This window comes from Shewanella sp. 10N.286.51.B2, from assembly GCF_041469265.1.
Classification (GTDB): Bacteria; Pseudomonadota; Gammaproteobacteria; order Enterobacterales; family Shewanellaceae; genus Shewanella.
In genome coordinates this window covers 16211-37841 of record NZ_JBFRKH010000073.1, presented here as the reverse complement: position 1 = coordinate 37841, position 21631 = coordinate 16211, and the positions used below count along the sequence as shown (strand labels likewise).

20 protein-coding genes are annotated in these 21631 nt (G+C 41.0%); 10 read left to right on the top strand and 10 right to left on the bottom strand.

Annotation, left to right across the window (positions count from 1 at the left end):
* Positions 1-24 precede the first annotated feature (24 nt).
* Complete coding sequence (locus AB4140_RS17820; protein ID WP_241904990.1) at positions 25-939, bottom strand: DNA ligase; 915 nt, start codon at positions 937-939, stop codon at positions 25-27.
* Positions 940-1125: 186 nt separating this feature from the next.
* On the opposite strand from AB4140_RS17820, the gene AB4140_RS17815 reads away from it, so the two are divergent.
* From AB4140_RS17815 to AB4140_RS17805, 3 genes are all read left to right on the top strand, one after another.
* Entirely contained in the window at positions 1126-1503 is a 378-nt protein-coding gene (locus AB4140_RS17815; RefSeq protein ID WP_372002024.1) for a diacylglycerol kinase, read from the top strand.
* Between the two features lie 317 nt (positions 1504-1820).
* Positions 1821-2708, top strand: coding sequence for a hypothetical protein (locus tag AB4140_RS17810; RefSeq protein ID WP_241901034.1), 888 nt, complete (start codon positions 1821-1823; stop codon positions 2706-2708).
* Between the two features lie 188 nt (positions 2709-2896).
* Entirely contained in the window at positions 2897-3916 is a 1020-nt protein-coding gene (locus AB4140_RS17805; protein WP_102439610.1) for a GGDEF domain-containing protein, read from the top strand.
* Between the two features lie 48 nt (positions 3917-3964).
* On the opposite strand, the gene AB4140_RS17800 is transcribed toward AB4140_RS17805, so the two are convergent.
* The 3 genes from AB4140_RS17800 to pdsO form a co-directional block, all read right to left on the bottom strand.
* Complete coding sequence (locus tag AB4140_RS17800) at positions 3965-4549, bottom strand: class GN sortase (protein WP_102476395.1); 585 nt, start codon at positions 4547-4549, stop codon at positions 3965-3967.
* Positions 4550-4575: 26 nt separating this feature from the next.
* Complete coding sequence (locus AB4140_RS17795; RefSeq protein WP_372002016.1) at positions 4576-6888, bottom strand: marine proteobacterial sortase target protein; 2313 nt, start codon at positions 6886-6888, stop codon at positions 4576-4578.
* Positions 6889-6969: 81 nt separating this feature from the next.
* A complete protein-coding gene (gene pdsO, locus AB4140_RS17790; protein WP_102439607.1) occupies positions 6970-7779 on the bottom strand; it encodes a sortase-associated OmpA-like protein PdsO in 810 nt (269 codons plus the stop codon).
* A 218-nt stretch (positions 7780-7997) separates the two neighbouring features.
* Here pdsO and pdsR point away from each other — a divergent pair, with 218 nt between their 5' ends.
* From pdsR to AB4140_RS17775, 3 genes are all read left to right on the top strand, one after another.
* Positions 7998-8690: a proteobacterial dedicated sortase system response regulator gene (gene pdsR, locus AB4140_RS17785; RefSeq protein WP_102439606.1), complete on the top strand. Its 693-nt coding sequence runs from the start codon at positions 7998-8000 to the stop codon at positions 8688-8690.
* On the top strand, positions 8690-10855 hold the full coding sequence (gene pdsS / locus AB4140_RS17780) for a proteobacterial dedicated sortase system histidine kinase (RefSeq protein WP_102439605.1): 2166 nt from the start codon (positions 8690-8692) through the stop codon (positions 10853-10855). The genes pdsR and pdsS overlap by 1 nt, the downstream gene beginning before the upstream one ends.
* 80 nt (positions 10856-10935) lie before the next feature.
* The gene (locus AB4140_RS17775) at positions 10936-12132 is read left to right on the top strand and encodes a cystathionine beta-lyase (RefSeq protein WP_303459243.1); all 1197 of its coding nucleotides are present in this window, start codon (positions 10936-10938) and stop codon (positions 12130-12132) included.
* Positions 12133-12260: 128 nt separating this feature from the next.
* Here AB4140_RS17775 and AB4140_RS17770 read toward each other — a convergent pair whose 3' ends face one another.
* The gene (locus AB4140_RS17770; protein ID WP_372002013.1) at positions 12261-12605 is read right to left on the bottom strand and encodes a hypothetical protein; all 345 of its coding nucleotides are present in this window, start codon (positions 12603-12605) and stop codon (positions 12261-12263) included.
* Positions 12606-12933: 328 nt separating this feature from the next.
* Between AB4140_RS17770 and AB4140_RS17765 the strand changes: the two genes are divergently transcribed.
* Together AB4140_RS17765 and AB4140_RS17760 are read left to right on the top strand one after the other, a co-directional pair.
* On the top strand, positions 12934-13650 hold the full coding sequence (locus AB4140_RS17765; RefSeq protein ID WP_102439603.1) for a YrhK family protein: 717 nt from the start codon (positions 12934-12936) through the stop codon (positions 13648-13650).
* 398 nt (positions 13651-14048) lie between these two features.
* A complete protein-coding gene (locus AB4140_RS17760; RefSeq protein ID WP_303410007.1) occupies positions 14049-15530 on the top strand; it encodes a peptide MFS transporter in 1482 nt (493 codons plus the stop codon).
* Between the two features lie 122 nt (positions 15531-15652).
* Here the strand turns inward: AB4140_RS17760 and AB4140_RS17755 are convergent, their stop codons facing one another.
* The 4 genes from AB4140_RS17755 to AB4140_RS17740 all read right to left on the bottom strand — a co-directional run bounded on the left by AB4140_RS17755 (position 15653) and on the right by AB4140_RS17740 (position 19373).
* A complete protein-coding gene (locus AB4140_RS17755) occupies positions 15653-16135 on the bottom strand; it encodes a zinc ribbon domain-containing protein (RefSeq protein ID WP_372002011.1) in 483 nt (160 codons plus the stop codon).
* A gap of 43 nt (positions 16136-16178) precedes the next feature.
* On the bottom strand, positions 16179-16634 hold the full coding sequence (locus AB4140_RS17750) for a CreA family protein (protein ID WP_372002022.1): 456 nt from the start codon (positions 16632-16634) through the stop codon (positions 16179-16181).
* 143 nt (positions 16635-16777) lie between these two features.
* Positions 16778-18142, bottom strand: coding sequence for a molecular chaperone (gene yegD, locus AB4140_RS17745; protein ID WP_372002009.1), 1365 nt, complete (start codon positions 18140-18142; stop codon positions 16778-16780).
* Between the two features lie 250 nt (positions 18143-18392).
* Positions 18393-19373 (bottom strand): rhodanese-related sulfurtransferase, encoded by a 981-nt coding sequence (locus AB4140_RS17740; protein WP_372002007.1) that lies wholly within the window; start codon positions 19371-19373, stop codon positions 18393-18395.
* Between the two features lie 290 nt (positions 19374-19663).
* Here AB4140_RS17740 and AB4140_RS17735 point away from each other — a divergent pair, with 290 nt between their 5' ends.
* Positions 19664-20353: a glutathione S-transferase gene (locus AB4140_RS17735; RefSeq protein ID WP_102439598.1), complete on the top strand. Its 690-nt coding sequence runs from the start codon at positions 19664-19666 to the stop codon at positions 20351-20353.
* 202 nt (positions 20354-20555) lie between these two features.
* A complete protein-coding gene (locus AB4140_RS17730) occupies positions 20556-20762 on the top strand; it encodes a hypothetical protein (RefSeq protein WP_076536156.1) in 207 nt (68 codons plus the stop codon).
* Between the two features lie 187 nt (positions 20763-20949).
* Here AB4140_RS17730 and AB4140_RS17725 read toward each other — a convergent pair whose 3' ends face one another.
* Positions 20950-21498 (bottom strand): NAD(P)H nitroreductase, encoded by a 549-nt coding sequence (locus AB4140_RS17725; RefSeq protein ID WP_102439615.1) that lies wholly within the window; start codon positions 21496-21498, stop codon positions 20950-20952.
* Between the last annotated feature and the right edge of the window lie 133 nt (positions 21499-21631).

Sequence of the window (21631 nt, the reverse complement as noted above, 5' to 3'; positions counted from 1 at the left end):
TATTAAAAATTGTTTTTATGTCTATCACATTTTAGGTCTTTCTCTTAAAAAATGAGCGAATCGTGGCACACCATTTTTGGTTAGACCTAAGTACTGATAAGTTATCGTTGCGCCTATTTGGGGCGGCTTACGCCTTTGTTCATCGCTAAAGCCGCTACCGATTTTAAACTCAAGCCCATCGGGCATGCTGACAACTATTGCCCCTAGCATACCGGTATATTTCCCCTTGCCTTCAATATGCTTAATAACAATGGCTTCAGCATCATATTTGGGTTTTAATTTCATAATATCTTGGCTGCGACCTACTTTATAAAAAGCTTGCTTGCGATGAAGCATTAGCCCTTCACCTTGGGCACTCACGACTAAATCCAGTTTTTTATACAGCATGGTGTCAGAGGTTATCGTTTCTTGGGGTATGACTTGCAGATATTTAGACTGCTTGGCCAGCTGTTGCAGTGCTATGTATCTGTCACGAAACATGCCCCCATGTTCAGGTAAGTCAAACAGCATAAACTTCACTTGCCGCCACATTTCACTGTCTGGGATATTTTTTCGTGCAAGCCCTGACATGGCTTCAAAGCTTGCTCTTCCTAGCCATAACTCCCCTTCTAAAACCTGCTTGGGAAAATCTGCCACGAACCATTGCGGTAAAATGAACTCTCGACCTGAACGTGAAAGCATTTTGTCCCCAGTCCAATAACCACGTACACCATCTAACTTTTCACTGACATAATATTGATTAATATCAATTCCTTCAGTGATTTTGGTAGCAAGTTGGATTGCTGGCTTATCTGCAGCAAACAATATGGGGGGCGCAAAGAGACTCAATACTGTCATGATGATTGATATATTACGCCTTATAAAATCAGCCAATATAATTACTATCAACGACAGAGCTGACACTGGCGTAGCAATAGTTTTTGATAAAAAAATAGACATAGCTGCATCCTTGCTGGTATTTGGAACAACATCCTGTTGCCGTAAAAGTAAACTAATAATTAAACAAATTGATTAGCAATTTTAGTGCATGATCAATAAACTGCCATAAGTTAGCCAATGTTTGGCTACTTTTGTCATCAATTGGACCATCATCCACCAAACCATTTAGGGACTAAGTCAGCCAATATGAAACCTGAAAACAATCATGGATTAAAACGTGTCTTACGTGCGACAGGTTTTTCATTTAAAGGGCTTAAAAGTGCATGGGTTAACGAAGCAGCATTCAGACAAGAACTGATTTTAGCGGGGATTTTACTGCCAGTGGCTATTATGGTCGATGTCAGCCTTATTGAAAAGTTGCTGTTAATCATGACTTTAATTATTGTTCTGATCACCGAATTAGTTAACTCTGCAATTGAAGCTGTAGTGGATCGCATTAGTGATGAAATTCATCCCTTAAGTGGCCAAGCCAAAGATACTGCCTCTGCAGCAGTATTTATGAGCCTAGCCCTATGTGGGATCACTTGGGCATGTATTTTGATTAATGCCTATGTGCTGAATTAGTCTCTTTTACTTTTTAATCTTGTCAATCAGCCACAGCAATTCTGCGCCCCTCTACGATGTAGTTATTATCAGGTATGGTTATAAATGCGCATTAAACAAGCTGGTTTAATGCGACTTTCGTTTGTTTTTAGCCCAATACGCTTGTTAACCTGTACTAGATCAAAAAAACCACCGCTTTAGCAACAAAAACTTCACATTTGCTTACATAATGCTAATATATTTCAGCGCTAAGATATTAGCCTAGTAAAACTAAAAAAATAATAATGCACGACCCTCATTTATTACCCCAAATGAGCCCCATAGAGTGCGGAGAAATAATGTTAAAGCGAGTCCCTATCGGTCTATTGACAGCCCTATGTATATCTAACAGTGTGTCTGCTGACGAGTATAAATTTACTCTCGGGGCTTTTTATGCCAATACAGATTCCACCATGTTAGTTAAAAGTGCCAGAGATACAGGTAATTACTATTTGCTTGATTTTGAAGACGACTTACTTTTAACAGAAGATCAATTTCTACCTTTTTTCGAATTCCGCTATCACTTCAAAGACCGTCATAATATTTACCTTGATTGGAAATCTCTACATCGAGATGCTGAAACCCCACAACTGGGGTTTGATATTGAAATCCCTGAATTTGGCGATAATGATCAGAATTACCTTATTGATGGTAGTGCCACTATTTCCACCACGTTAAATATCGATATCCTCCGTTTAGGTTATGGTTATGATATTTGGCAAGGTGAACAATATTTTGTCGGCGCATCGATTGGTATTCACACCATGTTTGTTGAAACCATTTTCGAAGGCAATATTAGTTTATGTGAAGGTCACAGTGACCCCAATAGTTTGTGTGATACGACGACCTTTACTCCAAAAGTTGTTGATAACGCAATCACTGCGCCTCTGCCTAATATCGGCTTATATGGTAACTATGAATTTTATCCTGGTTGGACATTTGGCGCCCATGTTCAATATTTTGCGATCAAATATGATAATTTTAAAGGTTCGTTAGTCGACATCAGGGCTGGCGTGCAGGCAAAAATTAGCGATAACTGGCAATTAGCACTGGCGTATAACTATTATGATGTCGATGTTGATATTGAACAATCTAGAAGTATTTTAGATGAAGAATATCGTACCCTAGATTACAACATAAACTATGGTTTCACCGGCCCTATGTTTGCAGTGTCCTACCGCTTTTAAACAACTACATTTTTAATCACGGCAAAATATCTTATCTTCAATCAATAAACGGGCAAACTTTATTTAAGGTTTGCCTGTTTATCAAAAAACTTACTAACAAAATATCTATCACATTAATTAATTGTTATATTTCATTGATAAACCTAATTGGTTCATTCGCTTTATTACCTATTTTGTTGAGGGATTGAATGTCTAACGATTTATTGAAAACGGCCGCGCTTCATCTAAAAAAAGCCGTACCTTTAATGCTAAAACACAGCATTCCAACAACACCAACCAATTATGCACTTTGGTATGCCTATGTTAGCGAAACCAATCCTAAGCTAAATCTGGCACTTGATGAAAATATTAAGCTAAATCAACAATATTCACCCGTTTCAAGTGAGTTACTGTATCGAGAACATATCGCCGATCCTGTTGAGTTAGATGTCAGAACTATGCGTCAAAATCTTGATGCTATGGTGTGCGAGTTATCTCAATCAATCAAAGATACCCATCATGACACCCGTACTTTTCAATCTCAAATACAAAAAAATGTCCGTAAATTAACTGAGTTTGAAAACCAAGATTTTTCACTGGAACAATTGGTCACTGTGGTGCGCAGTATGGTTAAAGAATCTTCGCGTATTCAATCAAGTAGCAAGAGTTTTACTGAACAACTCAATAAAGCGCAGTCCGAGATTAATATTTTAAAACAAAAGCTGGCTAAAACAGAAAAAGATGTTTTGTATGATGCACTCACCGAAACGTTAAATCGTCGCGCCTTTAATGACGATATTAATGCGGTTATTGCACAATCGCCCCAAGGCTGCTGCTTGATTATGGCTGACATTGATAACTTTAAACTATTTAATGATACTTATGGCCACCAGCTTGGGGACTTAGTACTTAGAGTGGTAGCCAAACGGCTACAGGAATCTTGTCGAGAAGGGGTAAAGTTATACCGTTTTGGCGGTGAAGAGTTTGCCATTATCGTCCCAAATAGCCAATTAAGGATCGCCAGACAATTAGCCGAAGCCATGAGACGCTCCATTGAAAAACTCAGGGTCAAAGACAGGCGCAGTGACACTCGAATTGATAATGTCAATGCGTCATTTGGTGTGGTGCAGTGGCAAGAAAATCAAACAACTAGTCAGCTAATTGAGGCTGCTGACCAGTTGTTATATCAAGCAAAAAGATTAGGGCGTAATAGAGTCATGCCTATATAGTTAAAGCGATTAAGTAGCGAGTTAAATTAAACCGTCCAATTAAAACAACTAACTGTGATTTACTTGTTTTGCCGTTACCACGTAACGGTAATCACTGCTTGCAGACAAGTCTTCAAACGGGTAACAGGTTATCAATGTTAGCTGATTATCCGCCGTCATATCGAGTATCTCTGTTTGCGTTTCATGTACTATATCGATGCCGGTTATTAAGTAACTTTGTATTTGCCCAATTGCGGTTTCTAATTCTACGATGTCGCCTTTTTTAACATTTTTTAAGTGTGAAAAATGGGTGTCTCTGTGGCCAGCAATGATTGTATTACCAACCTCTCCAACCCCTGCACCTTTAAGCATCAAGCTTGGGCCAAACGCCAAATTTCGGCCCGAAGCCCCCGCTAGCACAAACATAGGATCCCCTACAGGATAAACATCTGTTTCTTTATCTGCATAAAGCATTAACTTGCCAACTGGATGCGTATCAGCCCAGCTCCAAGGCTTATGGGGTGTTTGGTCTTGCAAGGTTTTATTCCATGCTTGCTCAATTAAATATTGCGCAAAATTCGCTTTAACTTGCATATAGGCTCCATGTGATAAAAAACTGACTCCTAAGACGGCTAAACAACCAGGGATGAGCATTTTTAAACTTATCAACGCAGCGCTCCTTATTTATGCTTAGGTATGGTTAACCGCTGACCAGGAAGACACTGCTTAAGCCAAAGTCCATGCAAAAGCGCAATCAATAAAAAGCTTAATCCAATGAGTATATTCAAACGGCTCGATGTTGCTGTTTGCGGTAAGACACCTGCTTTTTGTAATCCCTTTGGTAAATGTGGCTTAACTTGATAATCAGCGTTAAATTCAGGGGTAAAATTAACTGGGGTTTTATCGACCGCCACTAGACTTGTTTGTGAGGTCACCAGGTGATACTTCATTCCTAATGCTTTAACTTGCTGTTTTATTCTTTCACTGTTCGCCCTAGTTTGGGTGGCTTCAATGGCATTGATTTGCGCATTAGCCCAGATAAGATCTAACCCTGGGGCCTCAATGTCTGAATTATCTAAATGACGAGTCTGGTGTGGATTAGGTATCTGTAGTTGCCAATATTCGCCCTGAGTCTCGCCTGATATAACAATATCTTGCTGATTGTATGCCGGAGATTTAAAGCTGACTAAGATTGGTTCATCAGTATATAAATCAGGGATTCTTGCAGGCCAATGATCAGGAATTGTGCCGTCTTGATAAGTGACTTTTACATCTGTTGCCACTGGTTGCTCAATCTTTTGCAGTAACCCTTCGATTTTTTGTTTTACCTCAGCCGTTTTACCAATGTAGGTGTAAATGCCACGGCCAAACATGGCTGCGCGCTCCATAAAGTGCGTATTCGGGGCCGAGCCTATCCCGACAGTGAATAATCGACTTTGACCTAAGTCGGCTTCTATTTGCTTAAATAAACCTTGCTCGTTAGCCACCGCGCCGTCTGTAATAAATATCACCTGACGTAGCGCGTTTTCACTCCCGATTTGATTGCTTTGATCTTGAATTAGCAAAGAGGCAGAAAGCGCCATGCTAATTTCAGTGCCGCCATTGGCTTGTAATCCTTGGACAAATTGATTGGCTTTAGCAATATTACGGCTGTTAACTTTCAAAGATGATGCAGATAGTTTTGTTAACTGATGATTAAATCCAATAATATTAAACTTATCTTTCGTTCTTAAACCTGCAAGCGCAGACAGTAAAGCCTGTTTGGCCTGCACTATAGAGTCCCCTTCCATAGAGCCAGAGGTATCAATAACCAAGATTAACTCCCGAGGAGTGACCCCGTTATACGTTTTAACTTGTGGCGGCGTTAACATCACTAAGCCGTAATAATCTTGATTGTTGATACTATTTTTAGCTGACCTAAGTTCAGCTGATTGATGAGTTAATCCTTGTTGAATGAACATTGATGGCAGCGGCAACGCAACTTCAGCATGATTTGCAGCATGCGATTTAGCTGCATCAACAGGCTTCCAATTCAATACAAAATCTTGATTGGCGACCACAGCGCGATCAAGTTCTACCATCCATTGTTGCTTGCCTACCACTGGCGCTGCTTTAATTTTGTGATACGGACTGGTTACCGCACCAAGTTCAAAACCTGTATTTAATTCGACATTAATATTAACCATGATATTACCAGCAGAATCCGAAGAGGCATCATCAGTTACAGCCCCTTCTGCAAAGTTATTCAAATTAAAGCCGGTTAGCATCTCAGGTAGCATTTCAGCAATAGAATCAAATATGCCCAAATGGTTATGGCGCTGTTGCCGACTAGGACTTTCACTAGAACTCTGACTGCTAGCACTATTACCGACTAAAACTTGCTCTGATAAAGCTGTTGGCGAATAACGCGGCGTAATGGTCATTGGAAACCGTAAACTAAACTGACCCTCTTTATAATTAAGTTTTTCTTGATAACTTATCTCAACAGTTAAAGTCTCGTTAGGGGCTAAATTCGCCACTTCTGTGGTAAAAATATTCACCCTTTGCTGACTCACTAAACTGGCACGTTTACCTGCAGCTTTGGCTTTTTCAAAGTTGGCTTTGGCTTGTAATTTTGGTTGTACTTCGCCTTCAATAATACGCTCGCCAATGACTAACCGCATTTGATCCACCGCTCCATTGTGGGATAACGGAAAATGATACTTACCGTTTATAAAGCCTTGGGTGTTATTGGTAAAGGTTTGCTTAACCTTAACGCGATTAACCCAGCCAGATACTTTCATTGACACATCGGTGGATAAAGGCAAGCTATAGTGGATTTCACCCTCTTGTATATATTCAAGCACACCCTGGGTTATCTCAGCAGAGCGCCCATCTGCTTTACTTGTTGGCATTGCATATACTGGAAATAGCACATTCAAAATCACTAAACCCAGTAAAATTAAGCTCGAGCAAAGGTAATGCACCCTATGACGATTAACACTAATATTCATTGTTTTCTCTCCATGAAATTAGCGTAAACCTCAAAACCAGCATTCTCACCAGTCCAAGGTTTACACTGAATTTTCGTCATATTAATTAGCGGCTAAAGCTTCACCCACAGGGATAATTTTTAAAGTCACGCGGCGATCAAAAAAGTCGTTTTCAAAATTTTGTTGCTCATGTAAAGGCGCTGTCGCGCCATAGGCTTTGGCATGTAAGCGTTCATCAGCTATGCCTTGATTAGCCAAATACTTGGTCACTGCTATTAAACGCTGCTCTGATAGTGCTTGGTTAAATTTACTGTCACCGCGGCGGTCAGCGTAACCGGTTAAATCCAACATCAAATCTGGTGATAATGCCATCACATAAGCAACATCATCGAGTTGTTGTTCAAAATGAGGCTCGATAGTCGCTGAGCCGGTTTTGAATTGCACATTTAGCCCGATGGCCAGCTCTTGCATTTTTTGCTCTTGAGCATGGCGCAAATCGGCTAATTGCGTCTGCACTTGTATATATTCATCATTGACCTCCGCCAAAGACTGTTGCTTTTCATGTAGCGCCGTAAGTTCATAAGTTTGCAGCTCGAGTGCCTGTTGTTGCTTGGCGAGTAACTCATTTTGAGTTTCAATCTCAGAATCATCACCCACAGTCTTACCAATAAGTACCCCAACAAAGCTGCCAACGATGGCGCCAACAGGTCCGCCTACCACAGCGCCTAATATGGCCCCAGATGACAAGCCGACTAACTCTTCTGTGTGCTCTCTTTCTGGTGTTTGTGCTAAAACATCACTTGAATCGATGGTTGAATCAATCGCTGGTTTCATTTCTTCTGCGTGTAAGTGAGTAATGTTGGCGATCGATAAACTGCTGATGATTGCGATGGCGATTAATTGCTTTTTCATGGTGTTGTCCTTTATTTCAGATTAATAATTAAATTTGAATGAAGTACGTTTGCTCATTCGATGAAACTATTAAACAGCATTGAAATGGCAATTAAGGGGCGTAAAAGTGGCAATGTAGCGATGAAATGTGGCAACAATATGGCAATTGCTAGGGAGCGCTTTTTTGGCCATAAAAATAATGTATAGTCAGCCATATAAGACAAAACAAAGATGGTGATATGAAAAGAATTGCGATTGTAGAAGATGAAGTAGCCATTAGAGAAAACTATAAAGAGTTACTGCAACAACAAGGCTATAGCGTGCAGGGTTATGCCAACCGCCCTGCTGCCATGTTGGCTTTTAATGCCCGTTTACCTGACCTAGCCATTATTGATATTGGCCTTGAGACCGAAATAGATGGCGGCTTTACCTTATGTCAGTCGCTGCGATCTATGTCTAGCAGTTTACCGATTATCTTTTTAACCGCCCGAGACAGTGACTTTGATACCGTTTGCGGCCTTAGATTAGGCGCTGATGATTACCTATCAAAAGATGTCAGCTTTCCGCACTTAATTGCTCGTATTGCCGCTTTATTTAGACGCTCAGAACTGATTGGCGCAGCCATCGTTGAAGATAACCTGATTGAACACGGCAAGCTCACCATTGATGGCAACCGTATTCAGGTGTACTGGCAGCAGCAACCTATAGAGTTGACCGTGACAGAGTTTTGGATGGTGCACGCGATGGCAAAACATCCAGGTCATGTGCGAAGTCGCCAAGACTTAATGCAAGAAGCTAAAATATTTGTCGATGACAGTACCATTACCTCCCACGTTAAACGTATTCGTAAAAAGTTTTTAAGCGCAGATAAAGACTTTAATTGCATCGATACCGTGTATGGCATGGGTTACCGCTGGGACAGTGTCAGTTAATGTTTAATATTCCCATAGGGCTGCGCGCTAAAGTCGTTATCTTATCGCTATTTTTGCTGTGCTTACCTTGGCTTGGCTATGAATACGTGTGGGAAATGGAAAAATACCTGCGCCACGGCCAAGAAAAAACCTTGGTGGGCACCACTCAAGCCTTAGCCACCGCATTGCATGAACGCCCGAAACTGTTTAATCACCAAGCCAGTTTTTTAAGTCAGGTTGAAAAAGGCCGCGACTTATACGCCTATCCACTTTCGGGGCCAATTCAACTTGATGGTAAACTGACTGATTGGCAGCAATATCAGCATAGAGTGATCAATTATGGCACTGATCACGTGATTTTTAATCGTAATGAAAACCAAGTCGTTGATATTCACTTTAGTCACATGGTGGGTAAATACGCCGGCTATTTATATGGATTTTTTGAGGTTGCCGATAAGCATCTGGTCTATCGTAGTAAAAATAGCTTACGGGTAGATAAAAACGATCATTTAGTGATTGCCACTCAAACACCTGATGGCCAATTTAAGCGTTATATTGTCGCCAACACTCAAGACGGTTGGTTAAGTGCCTTTGAGCTGCCACAAGATCCAACTCAATCAATGCCCGTAACACCAGAAATTCGCATTCAAGGACAATGGCTTGCCACCGATAGAGGTTATAACATTGAATTTAGAATGCCGCTAAATATGCTAGGCAGTAAACTCGGGTTCGCCATTTACAATGTTGATGACAGCCAAACCCGTACAGTGAATACTATTATCGGTACCTCAGCTATCGATTCTGTGGCGCATTTAGGCACAGTCTTAGTGCCATCACCTGAAATTGAAAATATTATCAAAGGTATGAGTCATAACAGCTCGCGTATTTGGGTGGTTGATAATCATGGCCGGGTATTAGCTAAATCGGGTGACATTCGCGCCAGCAATAATCTTTGGTCATCAAGCTTAGATGACACCCGTGAGCCTAGCATTTGGGGGCAATTTAAAACTGATTACCTATTGCCGCTATATTATAAAATCCTCACTAAACCGCCGCAGGATTTTGTCGATTCATTGCAAGACTCAACCGAGTTAAGTGGCAGCCATATTCAACAAGCCCTTAATGGAAAACAAGGCTCAACCTGGCGCTTAACCCCTGACAGTAAAGCGGTGGTATTAGCCGCGGCCAGTCCTATCTGGATTGATGATAAAGTCATGGGCGCCGTCATTGCTGAAGAAACCACCCACGGAATTCGTACCCTGCGTAACCGCGCGCTAGAAAAACTGTTTAATGTGATTTTAACCATCATGAGTATGGGCACCTTGGCGCTGTTTATCTTTGCATCCAGCATTTCAAGCCGCATTCGCAAACTCAGAGATCAATCTGAACAAGCTATCGATAGCCAAGGCCGAGTGAGACAACAAATTGTCCCCTCTAAAACCCGTGATGAAATTGGCGATTTATCTCGCAGCTTTGCCAATATTGTTGGCCGTTTAGGTCAATACACCCACTACTTAGAGAACATGTCATCGAGGCTGTCACACGAACTACGTACCCCAGTTGCCGTAGTGCGTTCATCCCTTGAGCATTTAAGCTTGCAACAACTTGAGCCTGGCAGTGAAAAATACGTCGCTCGCGCTCAAGAAGGTGTCAGCCGTTTGCATTTAATCTTAAACAACTTAAGTGAAGCAACCCGCTTAGAAGCCAGTTTATCCCATGCAGAGCAAAGCCAGTTTTCTTTAACAGAAGTCATTAGCGGCTGCATGCAAGGTTATCAATATACCTACCCTGAAACTCAATTTACCCTAGACATTGATGATGGCCCAATGATCATGTTCGGTGTACCTGAATACATAGCGCAGCTGATGGATAAACTGATTAATAACGCCATTGAGTTCAGTACTGATGATCCTATTAGGCTGACACTTAAACGCACCGCTAAAACTGCGATTATCGAACTGGCTAACCAAGGGCCATTATTGCCTGCAGACATGACAGCGCAAATCTTTGAATCTATGGTGTCAATACGTCCACAAGGCGTGCAAGCCAAGCCGCATCTAGGGCTAGGTTTGTACATTGCAAGATTAGTGACTGAGTTTCACCAAGGCAGCATTAAGGCTGAGAATCTAGCCGATGGCAGTGGGGTTAAGTTCGTGCTGATATTCCCCTTAGCAGACTCAAAATAACCTTTATTTTAGCCGTATAGATGTTAGGATGGCTAAAACAATAATTCATAACATCCGTTGTGCCAGTTGGGAATGAATCTATGAGCAATCAGCAAGACAAATTAGCCACGCAAATCGTCAGTGTCGGCAGAGACAAAAAATACACCAAAGGGATTATTAACCCACCGGTGTTTCGCGCCTCAACCGTAGTGTTTGACACCATGGATGACATGCGTTTTGCCATTAAAAATAAAACCAATGGCGAAATGTTTTATGGTCGCCGTGGCACCCCAACGCATTTTTCATTTCAGCAAGCCATCAGTGAACTTGAAGGTGGCGTAGGTACCGCCTTGTATCCGTCAGGTGCGGGAGCAATCAGCAGCGCGTTATTGTCATTTTTAAAAAGTGGTGACCATTTATTAATGGTTGATAATGCTTACGAACCCACCCGCGATTTATGTAATAAGCTGTTAGCTGGCTTTGGCATTGAAACCACCTATTACGATCCGTTAATTGGTGAAGGGATTAAAGCGCTGATTAAACCCAACACCAAGGTGTTATTCCTTGAATCACCAGGCTCTATCACCATGGAAATTCAAGATGTTCCCACTTTAAGTCGTATCGCACACGAACATGATATGGTCGTCATGCTCGATAACACTTGGGCTTCGCCTATCAATTGTCGTCCATTTGAGATGGGCGTTGATATTTCAATTCAAGCTGCCACTAAATACATTGTTGGTCACTCTGATGTGATGATGGGCACAGCAACCGCTAATGAAGCCTGCTGGGAACAACTGCGTGAAAACAGTTACATCATGGGTCAAACCACTTCACCAGATGATGTTTATCTTGCCGCAAGAGGTTTACGCACCTTAGGCGTCAGAATGGCCCAACATGACAAAAATGCCTTAAAGGTCGCTAATTGGTTAGCCACCAGACCTGAAGTGGATCACTTGCGCCACCCTGGGTTTGAAACTTGTCCGGGCCATGAGTTTTACCAGCGAGATTTCAGTGGCGGTAATGGCTTATTCTCATTCGTACTCAAACAAGGCAACTTAGCCTCTGTGACCGCTTTTGTAGAAAACATGCGTCATTTCAAAATGGGCTTTTCTTGGGGTGGTTATGAAAGTTTAATTCTCGGTGTCTTTGGCATTGATAAAATTAGAACTGCCACCACATGGGACACCAGCAAGCCGCTTATTCGCCTACATATTGGCCTTGAAGATCCCGATGATCTTATAGCCGACTTAACCGCAGCATTTGAGCGTTATAACGAGGTTGAATCTAAGCGCTAAGCCCTGATTTAGAGCTTATCAACAACACAAATAATCGATAATAAAAAGGCCGAACAGTGTAATATGTTCGGCCTTTTTAATGTTTTGAATGGCTAAAATAGATAAGTCACCCTAATTAACAAAGTAAACTATTCATCAATCACTTGAGTAAATGCCGCATGAAAAACTTTATAATTTTCATATTTTGGCATGTGACCTAAACCTTCCAACTCAATAAGGCTTGAACCTTTAATCATTGCCTGAGCTTGTTTGCCAAGGTTTTGGTCATCTCCAAGTTTTCTATTAACACCTTTTTTTAACCAACCTCGGCCAGGGCCTGTTCTATCCCTAGTGCCGATGATTAGAAAGGTTTCACTACTAATTTGCGAAAATTTATCTACTATATTTTCTGAAAATATTGGACTATAAGTTAAGGCATTACTCCAAGCGATTAAGTGCCAATCATCCTCTGCTAGGACACCTTGATTGTGCATAATACGAACATCAATCCAGTTTTATCCATTTATCAAGGGTTTCTTGTATCCAAACCGCCAACTCTTGTCGCGACAACTCGTTTTAACAATAAATGTAACTAGCGATTATAATTAGGCTGATGTGGAGTTGAATATTTCACTTATTCACAGCTGTGGTTTATCATCCTTTGGCAGTTGTAGCAGAATTTTTATATCGAAGCGTTAATTTAGACGCTTAGGCACCTAGGTTAAACAAACGTCAGTAAAACACATTTATTGATGTACTTGTAGATTATGAGCAAAACTAACTTAAGAAACCTCTTCCCCCCAGAACCGAGACAAAACTTACATGCCGCATATATTTTCAAATCGTCGACGTATTCTTAATTTAACTGCAAATAAGAAAGAACTTAGAGCACAATTTCGCTGGGAAACCATCAACGCAATTGCTTATAAAGTCGGCGGTATTCTTTTTGTTATTGGCAGTTTCTTTTTTTTCCCAAGTCGGGCTGAATATGCCCATATTGGCGGTTGGTTTTTTCTTGCCGCTTCACTGATTTACTTAGCGGTTAATGTTCACGATATGGCTGAGATCAGGCGACATTGGAAAAGCCAGCTATCCCACGGGATTGATTTAAAATTAGAATATTTTGCAGGTATCAGTTATCTGCTGGGTACCCTATGTTTTGTTTTTGGCCGAATATCTTATTTCCCTGCGGTTGATGATCTGATCCTCGGCACTTGGTTGTTTATCATTGGCAGCACATTGTTTGTGCTTGGCGCTGCAGCCAATGTGTTACTGATTATCAAGGCTGAATCGGTGCAATTACTGCAATTGATGAACCTAACAGCAATCACCTTTATTGTCGGCTCAGTTCTCTATGGTATGGCCTCTATCCCTTATCTGTGGGCTTTTGAATCGCCAAATGATCACCTGCTTATTCTCAACTTTCTTGCTTGGCAATATATGCTGGGCAGTATCCTATTTTTATTAGGCGGCATATTTAATTACTGGCGCGCCTACTTACTGGTTCAAAATGCGCTGAAAAATCATCCAGACGTGTAAAGCCTAATAATTTAATCAAACAAATATCTAAGCTTGCTTCAATACCTTAGGTGCTCTGTGCTGTGCGGCTTTATGGCATCAAGCTGATTTATCGTCAGTAAATATCTCAATGAAAATAGCTTATGTGACTGTTTTATAATGCCCCCATGGCGTCACTGCTGAATTAATCAACCTATACGCTATTTTAAGCCAATCACTTTGGATCGTCAGCATCAAAATCCTTAGCCCTTTTTGTAGGATCGCGTCCTACATAAGCGATTCAGAAGTTCATCAAACAATTGCTAATTTCCCTCAATTCCCTTGCTGCAATCAAGGTGTGAACAACGACCTTTCTCTCATGAGTCACAGTGCTCGTGGGCAATTGTCGTTAGCGACATACAAATATCAGGGCCTAAAAAATGTGGAATAAACTCAACAAGTCGATGATGGTCTGCCAAATGCTTTTTGGCTTATCTTTTTATGGCGTGCTCGTCAGCCTTACGCGCTTTTTTCTAGAAGAACTCAATTACGGTGAATCCGAGACCATGATGGTTGTCGGCGCATTCGCCGCTATCGGGCCATTATTTGCTATTGCAGGCGGTTTTATCGCCGATAAATTACTCGGTGCTTATCGCTCACTCACCATTAGTTATGCTGCATTTGTTACCGGTTATATTCTACTGGTCGTGGGCGCATCCTCATTACATGTCCCTACCGCAATGGCTGGTATAGCACTCGCTAGTTATGGCCGCGGGTTAATGTCGCCATCTTACCCAAGCCTTTATAGAAGAACATTTAACTCTCAAAAAGAGTTTGAACAAGGTTTCCCAATCAATTACTCGGTCAATAATATTGGCGCCTTTGCTGGGCAGTATTTGTTCCCGATGTTAATTCTGTATATTGGTTTTACTGGCGGTTTCATGCTTTCTGCCATATTGGCAGCTGTTGCCCTATTCGTTCTTGTGGTGCTCAAAAAGCCTTTTTCAGCTTTAGGAAAACCTATCGATCAAAAATCACTATCAATTAAAGCCTGGTTTGGCTTTGCTGTTATTTCTTTCGCCATGGTTGGCCTAGTGTTTTTCATGTTCTCAAATATGGAAATTGGACAAAATATCGTTTATGCCATTGGCTTAATGGCAATTGGTTACTTCATTGCTTTGATGTTTCAGGTAGGTCACGCAGAAAAACTTAGAATGGGCACCATTTTAATTGCCACTTTTTTAACGACCTGCTTTTTCGTGTATTACGGACAAATGATGACATCCATGAACATTGTTGCCATTAATACCCTGAGCGGCAATTTGTTTGGCTTTATTCCACTGCAACCAGAAGCGGCAATGGCGATGAACCCACTCTGGTGTATGGTTGGCGGTCCTGTGGTCGCCATGGCTTTTTCTGCCTTAGAGAAAAAAGGCATTAACCTGTCGACTGCAACCAAGGTGTCGGTGGCGTTTGTGATGACAGCTATCGCATTTGGGATATTAACCTATTTCATCTCAAACATCGGCCCAGATGTCACCATTAGACCTGAAGTCTTTTTTGCAGTGCACTTTTTTCAAGCGCTTGCTGAAGTGATTGTCGGCTCAATGGTAGTGGCATTTATTTTGTCTGTTGCCCCCGCACATATTGAAAACTTTTCTGTTAGCCTATTTTCAGTGGCAATCGCTTTAAGTGGGATTGTGGGCGCAGTGCTATCAACTCATATTGCCCTTGAAAAAGGACAAGTCTTGACCCAAGACATCGCCCAAAACATGTATGGTGACTATTTTCAAATGTTAACTATCATGGCGGTAGTGATGGTCGCAGTGGCTTTAGTGTGTTCTAAAGTGATTGCGCTAATGCTACGTAGAGCAGAGCAACATGATGCTGTAAATCACCCTGAAGTAGAGACGACAGTTTAAAGGATGCATTTTTAGCGGCAATTTAAAACATTGCTTATGGATGGAGAGGCTTGTCAATTTTCACTTTAACCCCGTCACATTATTATCTGAACACGCTTAATAATAATGTGACGAGTAGAAAATTAATTAGCATTAACAATAGATTGCAGTAATTTTCGTAACTGCTCACTATTGTGCTTTGACAAGCCCAAAATGACACTGGGCTTTTGACCGCGGGTTTCAATTTCGATGCGGTCCCAAATAATGCCGCTGCGATAATTAAATCCGGCAACTTTATTCCACGGGACTTCATCGGTGTTATTCCACAAACGAAATAGCCCCGGTGCATTGATGCAAATTTTATCCACATCAGTTTCGATTTCTTGGGGTAATAATCTAAATCGAAATAAAACCGAGGCTAATAACTCTGCTTTAAAGGCCATTGCCAGCTCAGTTTCATCAATGGACAACTGACTAAAGCGATAATGACAATGACGGCAAACCACGGCATCTTTAGGCAAGCTGCTGTGACAATCTGGACAAATATGACCCGATAAATATTCTAAGCAATGGCCACACTTTAGTGCGTCAGCATGAAGCTGTTGTTTACAATAAGGACAATCCATTTCCCCTCCTCATGCTGTAAAATTTATCTAAATTAGTTTAAAACTAGTAAGCCGCTTGTGGCTGCTGATAAGCTTTGGTGCCCCATAATGGTACGGTCGATAAGCTGTGTTTGTAACTACCCGATGTTTCCTTGGTCGAATAAGACACATACATCAGAGTTTGATTTTCAGCATCTAAAATACGTCTAATTTTCATAGTTTTAAAGAAAATGCTTTTAGATTTTTTAAATACAATCTCACCCGATGCCGACTTATCAATAGCCTCGATCATTTGCGAGGTAATTTCACCGGTTTGACGACATGAAATAGATGAATCGGATGGATCTGAAAAGCTTAAATCCGCTTCAATACTGGCAACATGACAAGTTACCCCAGGTACTAGCGGGTCAACCATCTTATTAAGTTTAATGTCTTTGGTGGTAAACATCCCTAAACTCACCTTGCCAACATCGTCACTGCAACTCATGGTTAATAAGCTAGTCCCTAGCACTAATGCCATTGCAGTTATTTTATTTACCGGCGTGTTTTGAATCATTGCTCGAACCATATTGATGTTTATCCTTACTGGCTACAACACGATTAATAACACCTGTTGTAACTGGCTTATGCTTAAATGCTTACCGTTAAATCACAGCTAAAAAATTAGTGCTGAAAAACTTTACCCGCCCAACGCACTAAACCACTGGTTACACTGCCAAAATGGTCGCCGACAATAATTTCTGCTTCACTAAATTGGCTTGAAATACATTGATGGATCACCGGACTTTTTGCTGTGCCGCCAGTGACATAAACCACATCAGGCTCGGCGCCAGCAGACTCTACAGCTTGCTTCATAATAGTGATTAATTTGCTAACAGGTTGCTGAACTGCAGCTTCAAAAGCTTCTAGTACCACATTAATCTCAAAGTTCGCTTCAATAAAGGATAAATCTGTATCAAAATCTGTCTGCTGTGACAGGCCAATTTTGCACTGCTCTGCTTGACGAACAAATTGATAGCTCATTTGATGCAAGCGTAATGATTTAAGTCGTTTAAGAAGCGCTGGTTGCTCGGCATCTTTAATGAGTTCGTCAATTAATTTAGCCGTCGCAATAGAGCCAAATTCTCGCTGAGCACTAATGTCATTAACAGCAACGCCATTCCAAAATGGTTGTCGCGGTACTGTAAGGTTATTTTTTAATGTAGAGCCTAGGCCTAAATGCGGCATAAAACAGTTCATGGCAACGGCAATATCAAGATCGTTACCGCCAACACGCTGACCACTATGGCCAAGCACATCATCACTACGATCGGTTTTATGTTGTAACTCTGGGCCCATTTTTACCATAGAGCAATCGGTGGTGCCGCCGCCAACATCAACCACTAGTACGGTTTTGTGGGACGTCATTGACGCTTCATAATCCATCGCAGCAGCCATAGGTTCAAATAAAAAGCTTACTTGTTCAAAGCCTGCTCTTTTAGCCGCTGTTTCTAAAATAGCTTGTGCTTGCTGATTACTTTCCTCACCGCCAACACCTTGAAAGTTAACAGGTCGGCCAATGACAGCTTTGGTGATCGGCTCTTTAATTACTGCTTTAGCCCGAGACATCACTTCAAGCATCATTAAGGTGACAATATCTTCAAATAACGCCACTTGATCGACCCTTAAACCACTAGCGCCTAAAAATGATTTTGGTGACCGGACATAGAAACCTTCATCCGGTAATTCTAAATAGGCCTCTATTGCTTCGGGGCCGACAAATACCACTTGCTCGTCTGGGTAAATATCTAACTCATGGCGGACTTGTCTGGCGCGGCTTAATTGCGATGAACGCAGGTGAGCATATTGTGGTTTTAGCCCATCAGCAATACGGTGATAAACAGCTTCAGCGATAAGTTCTCTATCCATGGCATATAAGGTTGAAGATAAGAAACAACTATCACCATTAATCGGAATAAGTGTCACTTGACCATCTTGCTCAATACCCACTGAGCAGTTTGCACTGCCGTAATCAAAACCAATAAACATTAACTTCCAACTCTATATTTCTTAATCAATGCTAAAAATAACATAAGCTGAATCAGAGATCTTATTCACTTTAGTAATAATAAATCTTTCGCTGCTAAAACCAGCAATCTGTTTCATAAATAGTAATGGGTTGTTTAAGTGCAGTAAAAATTTAGCGGAGCTAATCACGGTAAAAAAGAGGTAAAAAAAGCACCCATATGATAATGGATGCTTTTATCTAACTGGTTAAATCAGCCTTTACTAACTCAAATTATTTAGCTTCATTTTGAGCTAGCTTCACGCTTTCTTTATGTTGACGTCTTTGCTTAATCACTTGCTTAACGTCGCTACCTATATGGGCTTCGCCACGTTGTTTAGCCAGTTGGACCTGTCTTTCACGTTCAATAAAACGTTGGCGCTGCTCGTCAGAAATTTTATCAATACAGTGTGGACAACTGACGCCTTGAACAAAAGCTGGGGTCTGCATTTCTTCTTTAGTGATTGGCATGCGGCAAGCATTACATTGATCGTAAATACCTTTATCTAAATCATGATTTACCGCTACCCGATTATCAAACACAAAACACTCACCTTGCCACAGGCTTTGCTCTTGTTTGACTTCTTCAAGGTATTTTAAAATCCCGCCTTCAAGGTGATACACCTCATCAAAACCCTGCTCTTTAAGGTAAGCGGTGGATTTTTCACAGCGAATGCCACCGGTACAGAACATGGCGACTTTTTTGTGCTTAGTTGGATCGAGGTTTTCTTTGACGTATTGAGGAAACTCTCTGAAGGTTTCAGTTACAGGGTTAACTGCATTTTTGAAGGTGCCGATTTGTACTTCATAATCGTTACGGGTATCGACTAATAACACCTCAGGATCTGAGATCAGTTTGTTCCAATCTTTTGGTTTAACGTATGTCCCTACCACTTCCCTTGGATCAATCCCTTCAACCCCCATAGTGACAATTTCTTTCTTGAGTTTCACTTTGGTGCGGTAAAATGGCATGTTGTCGTCAAAGGATAATTTATACACAATTTCATTTAAGCCATCTTGTGACGCCAACCAGGCTAACAGGCTATCAATACTTTGTTGCGAGCCTGCTACTGTGCCGTTAATACCTTCACTGGCCAGTAATAAAGTGCCTTTAATTTCTTGTTGCTCCATATGGGCTAATAATGGCGCTTTTATTGATTCAAAATGCGGTAAAGCAACAAACTTATATAACGCGCAAACGACAACTTGTGACATGAATATCTCCGCTAGCTGGAACTTAATTTCCAGTGCAATTAATAACGATTAAGGACAAATAAGCACAAAAGAGTGATCAACCTCAAGTTATGGCGCGAAATTGTAACTTAATCACACAACCATAGCTAGGCGTAATGCAGCGTCTTCAGTTCGTGTCAGTAAACACATATGTTTCAACAAACCCGCAAAACCAACCGACAACCTAAGCAAAAAGTTCACACACCCACAGATAAAAAACATAGAATAAGCTCACTCATTGTTTACTTCACGATAACAAGGTCTAGTTATATATGTCTTCCGCTATTCTTTATACCTTCAGGCGCTGCCCTTATGCGATGAGAGCGCGTATAGGCTTGCATTTAAGTTCGTTAAATCCTGAATTAAGAGAAATTGAGTTACGTAATAAACCTGCAGAAATGCTAAAGCTGTCGCCAAAAGGCACAGTACCAGTATTAGTACTGAATGATCCGCAAATTAATCGTCCTAAAGTATTAGACGAAAGCATTGATATCTTCAAGTATGTATTAAGTCATTATTCTTGTGCTGATACTGAATATTTATGCAACAGTGCTTATGTAAGCTTAGTCTGCTCTATAACCGATAAAGCAGCAATTGATCTGATTGAATTGAATGATTTTCAATTTAAACCTTGGCTAGACAAATACAAGTATGCTGATAGACACCTTGAGTATCCTGAAGAGTATTACCGCATTAAAGCCTGTGAATTCATTGAAATTTTAGAAGAAAAGCTGTCTGATAATAAACAACTGTTGTCAGACTCACCCTCGATGGCTGACTACGCTATTTTTCCGTTTGTAAGACAATTTGCACATGTTAATAAGCTCTGGTTCCAGCAAAGCCCATATAAAAATGTAAAACAATGGCTCAAAATCCATCTAGAAAGTGATTTATTTAAAATGGTTATGAAAAAACACTCTCTCTGGTTAGATGATTTAACCCAGCAACATTACCTCAAATAGCGTCGATATATTACTAACTGCTTATATTAGCAACAACAGATCAATCTTTTGTATAGTTATTCAAATATATGATTGATAAAAGCACTGTAAATGCGCTATGTTAAGTCAACTATAAGATGGATTTTATAGTGATTAAGCAGCTAATCTCCAAAATAGGATTAAGCTTAGGTAAGCCTCTCATGCAGTGACCAAGGATGTAGACATGGAACAAATGGATTTGGTGCTTGTGCTCATACCACTGTTAATCGTATTGCATATTATGTTTTGCTACCGCGCGATTAACACAGCAGCAAAGATAGATAACGTTAAACGTTATCTATGGGGAACAATAAGCCTATTTTTAGGCCCGTTAGGCTATTACTTATATCAGAACTTGCTGCCGTTAGATGCATTAGACCCAAGCGACTAAGACATTTAATTATAACGAGCAAAGTCACCGACCTAGGTAACTCAAACATTTTTATTTAAAAATATTAAATATAGTGATTCCACAACTGGAGTCACTATATTTTTATTAACGCTTTTGATCGCCTTTATAATTAGCACTGTTCTCGAGCTCAGCAATTAAGTTGATAAGCCCACTTCATAGAAACAGGTTATAAATATCGAGCGAATTGTCGGCCTGGTTTTAACGGTTTAAGCGGCGCTTTAACCGCAGGGGTGCCGATATACAAAAAGCCCACGATTTGATCTTCAGCGGCAATACCCAAACCTTGATTAACCATCGCGTTAAAAGCAAAGTCACCAGTACGCCAAACTGCGCCCAATCCTAAAGAAAACGCTGCTTGTTGCATTGCCATGGTGGCGCAGCCCGCGGCTAACTGCTGCTCTAATAATGGCACTTTAGGATGTGACTGACTTTTGGCGACGACAGTAATGACCATTGGCGCTCGGTGTGGCATCCCTTTCACTTTGGTTAAAAAGGTTTCATCCGCCCCTTTAGACTTAGCCGCCGTAACAAATATCTCTGCTAAGGTCTCTAACCCTGCATCAGTGGCGATAATAAATTCCCAAGGGGTTAAAGCGCCGTGATCTGGCACTCTGGCAGCAGCATTAAGAATGAAGTCCAATTGTTGTTCATTCGGCGCAGGCGTTGTTAAACGAGGTGTTGACTGGCGAGTAAGTAATAATTCTGAAGCGTCCAATTGCAAAATCCCTGTCTTTTCATTGCGCAGACACATGTCCACGCCGATAATTAATCTCTCAAGAATATTAACAAAAATCCCACATTAAAGTGGGATTTTTACATGTCATGATAAATTGTTAGATGAGGTTATT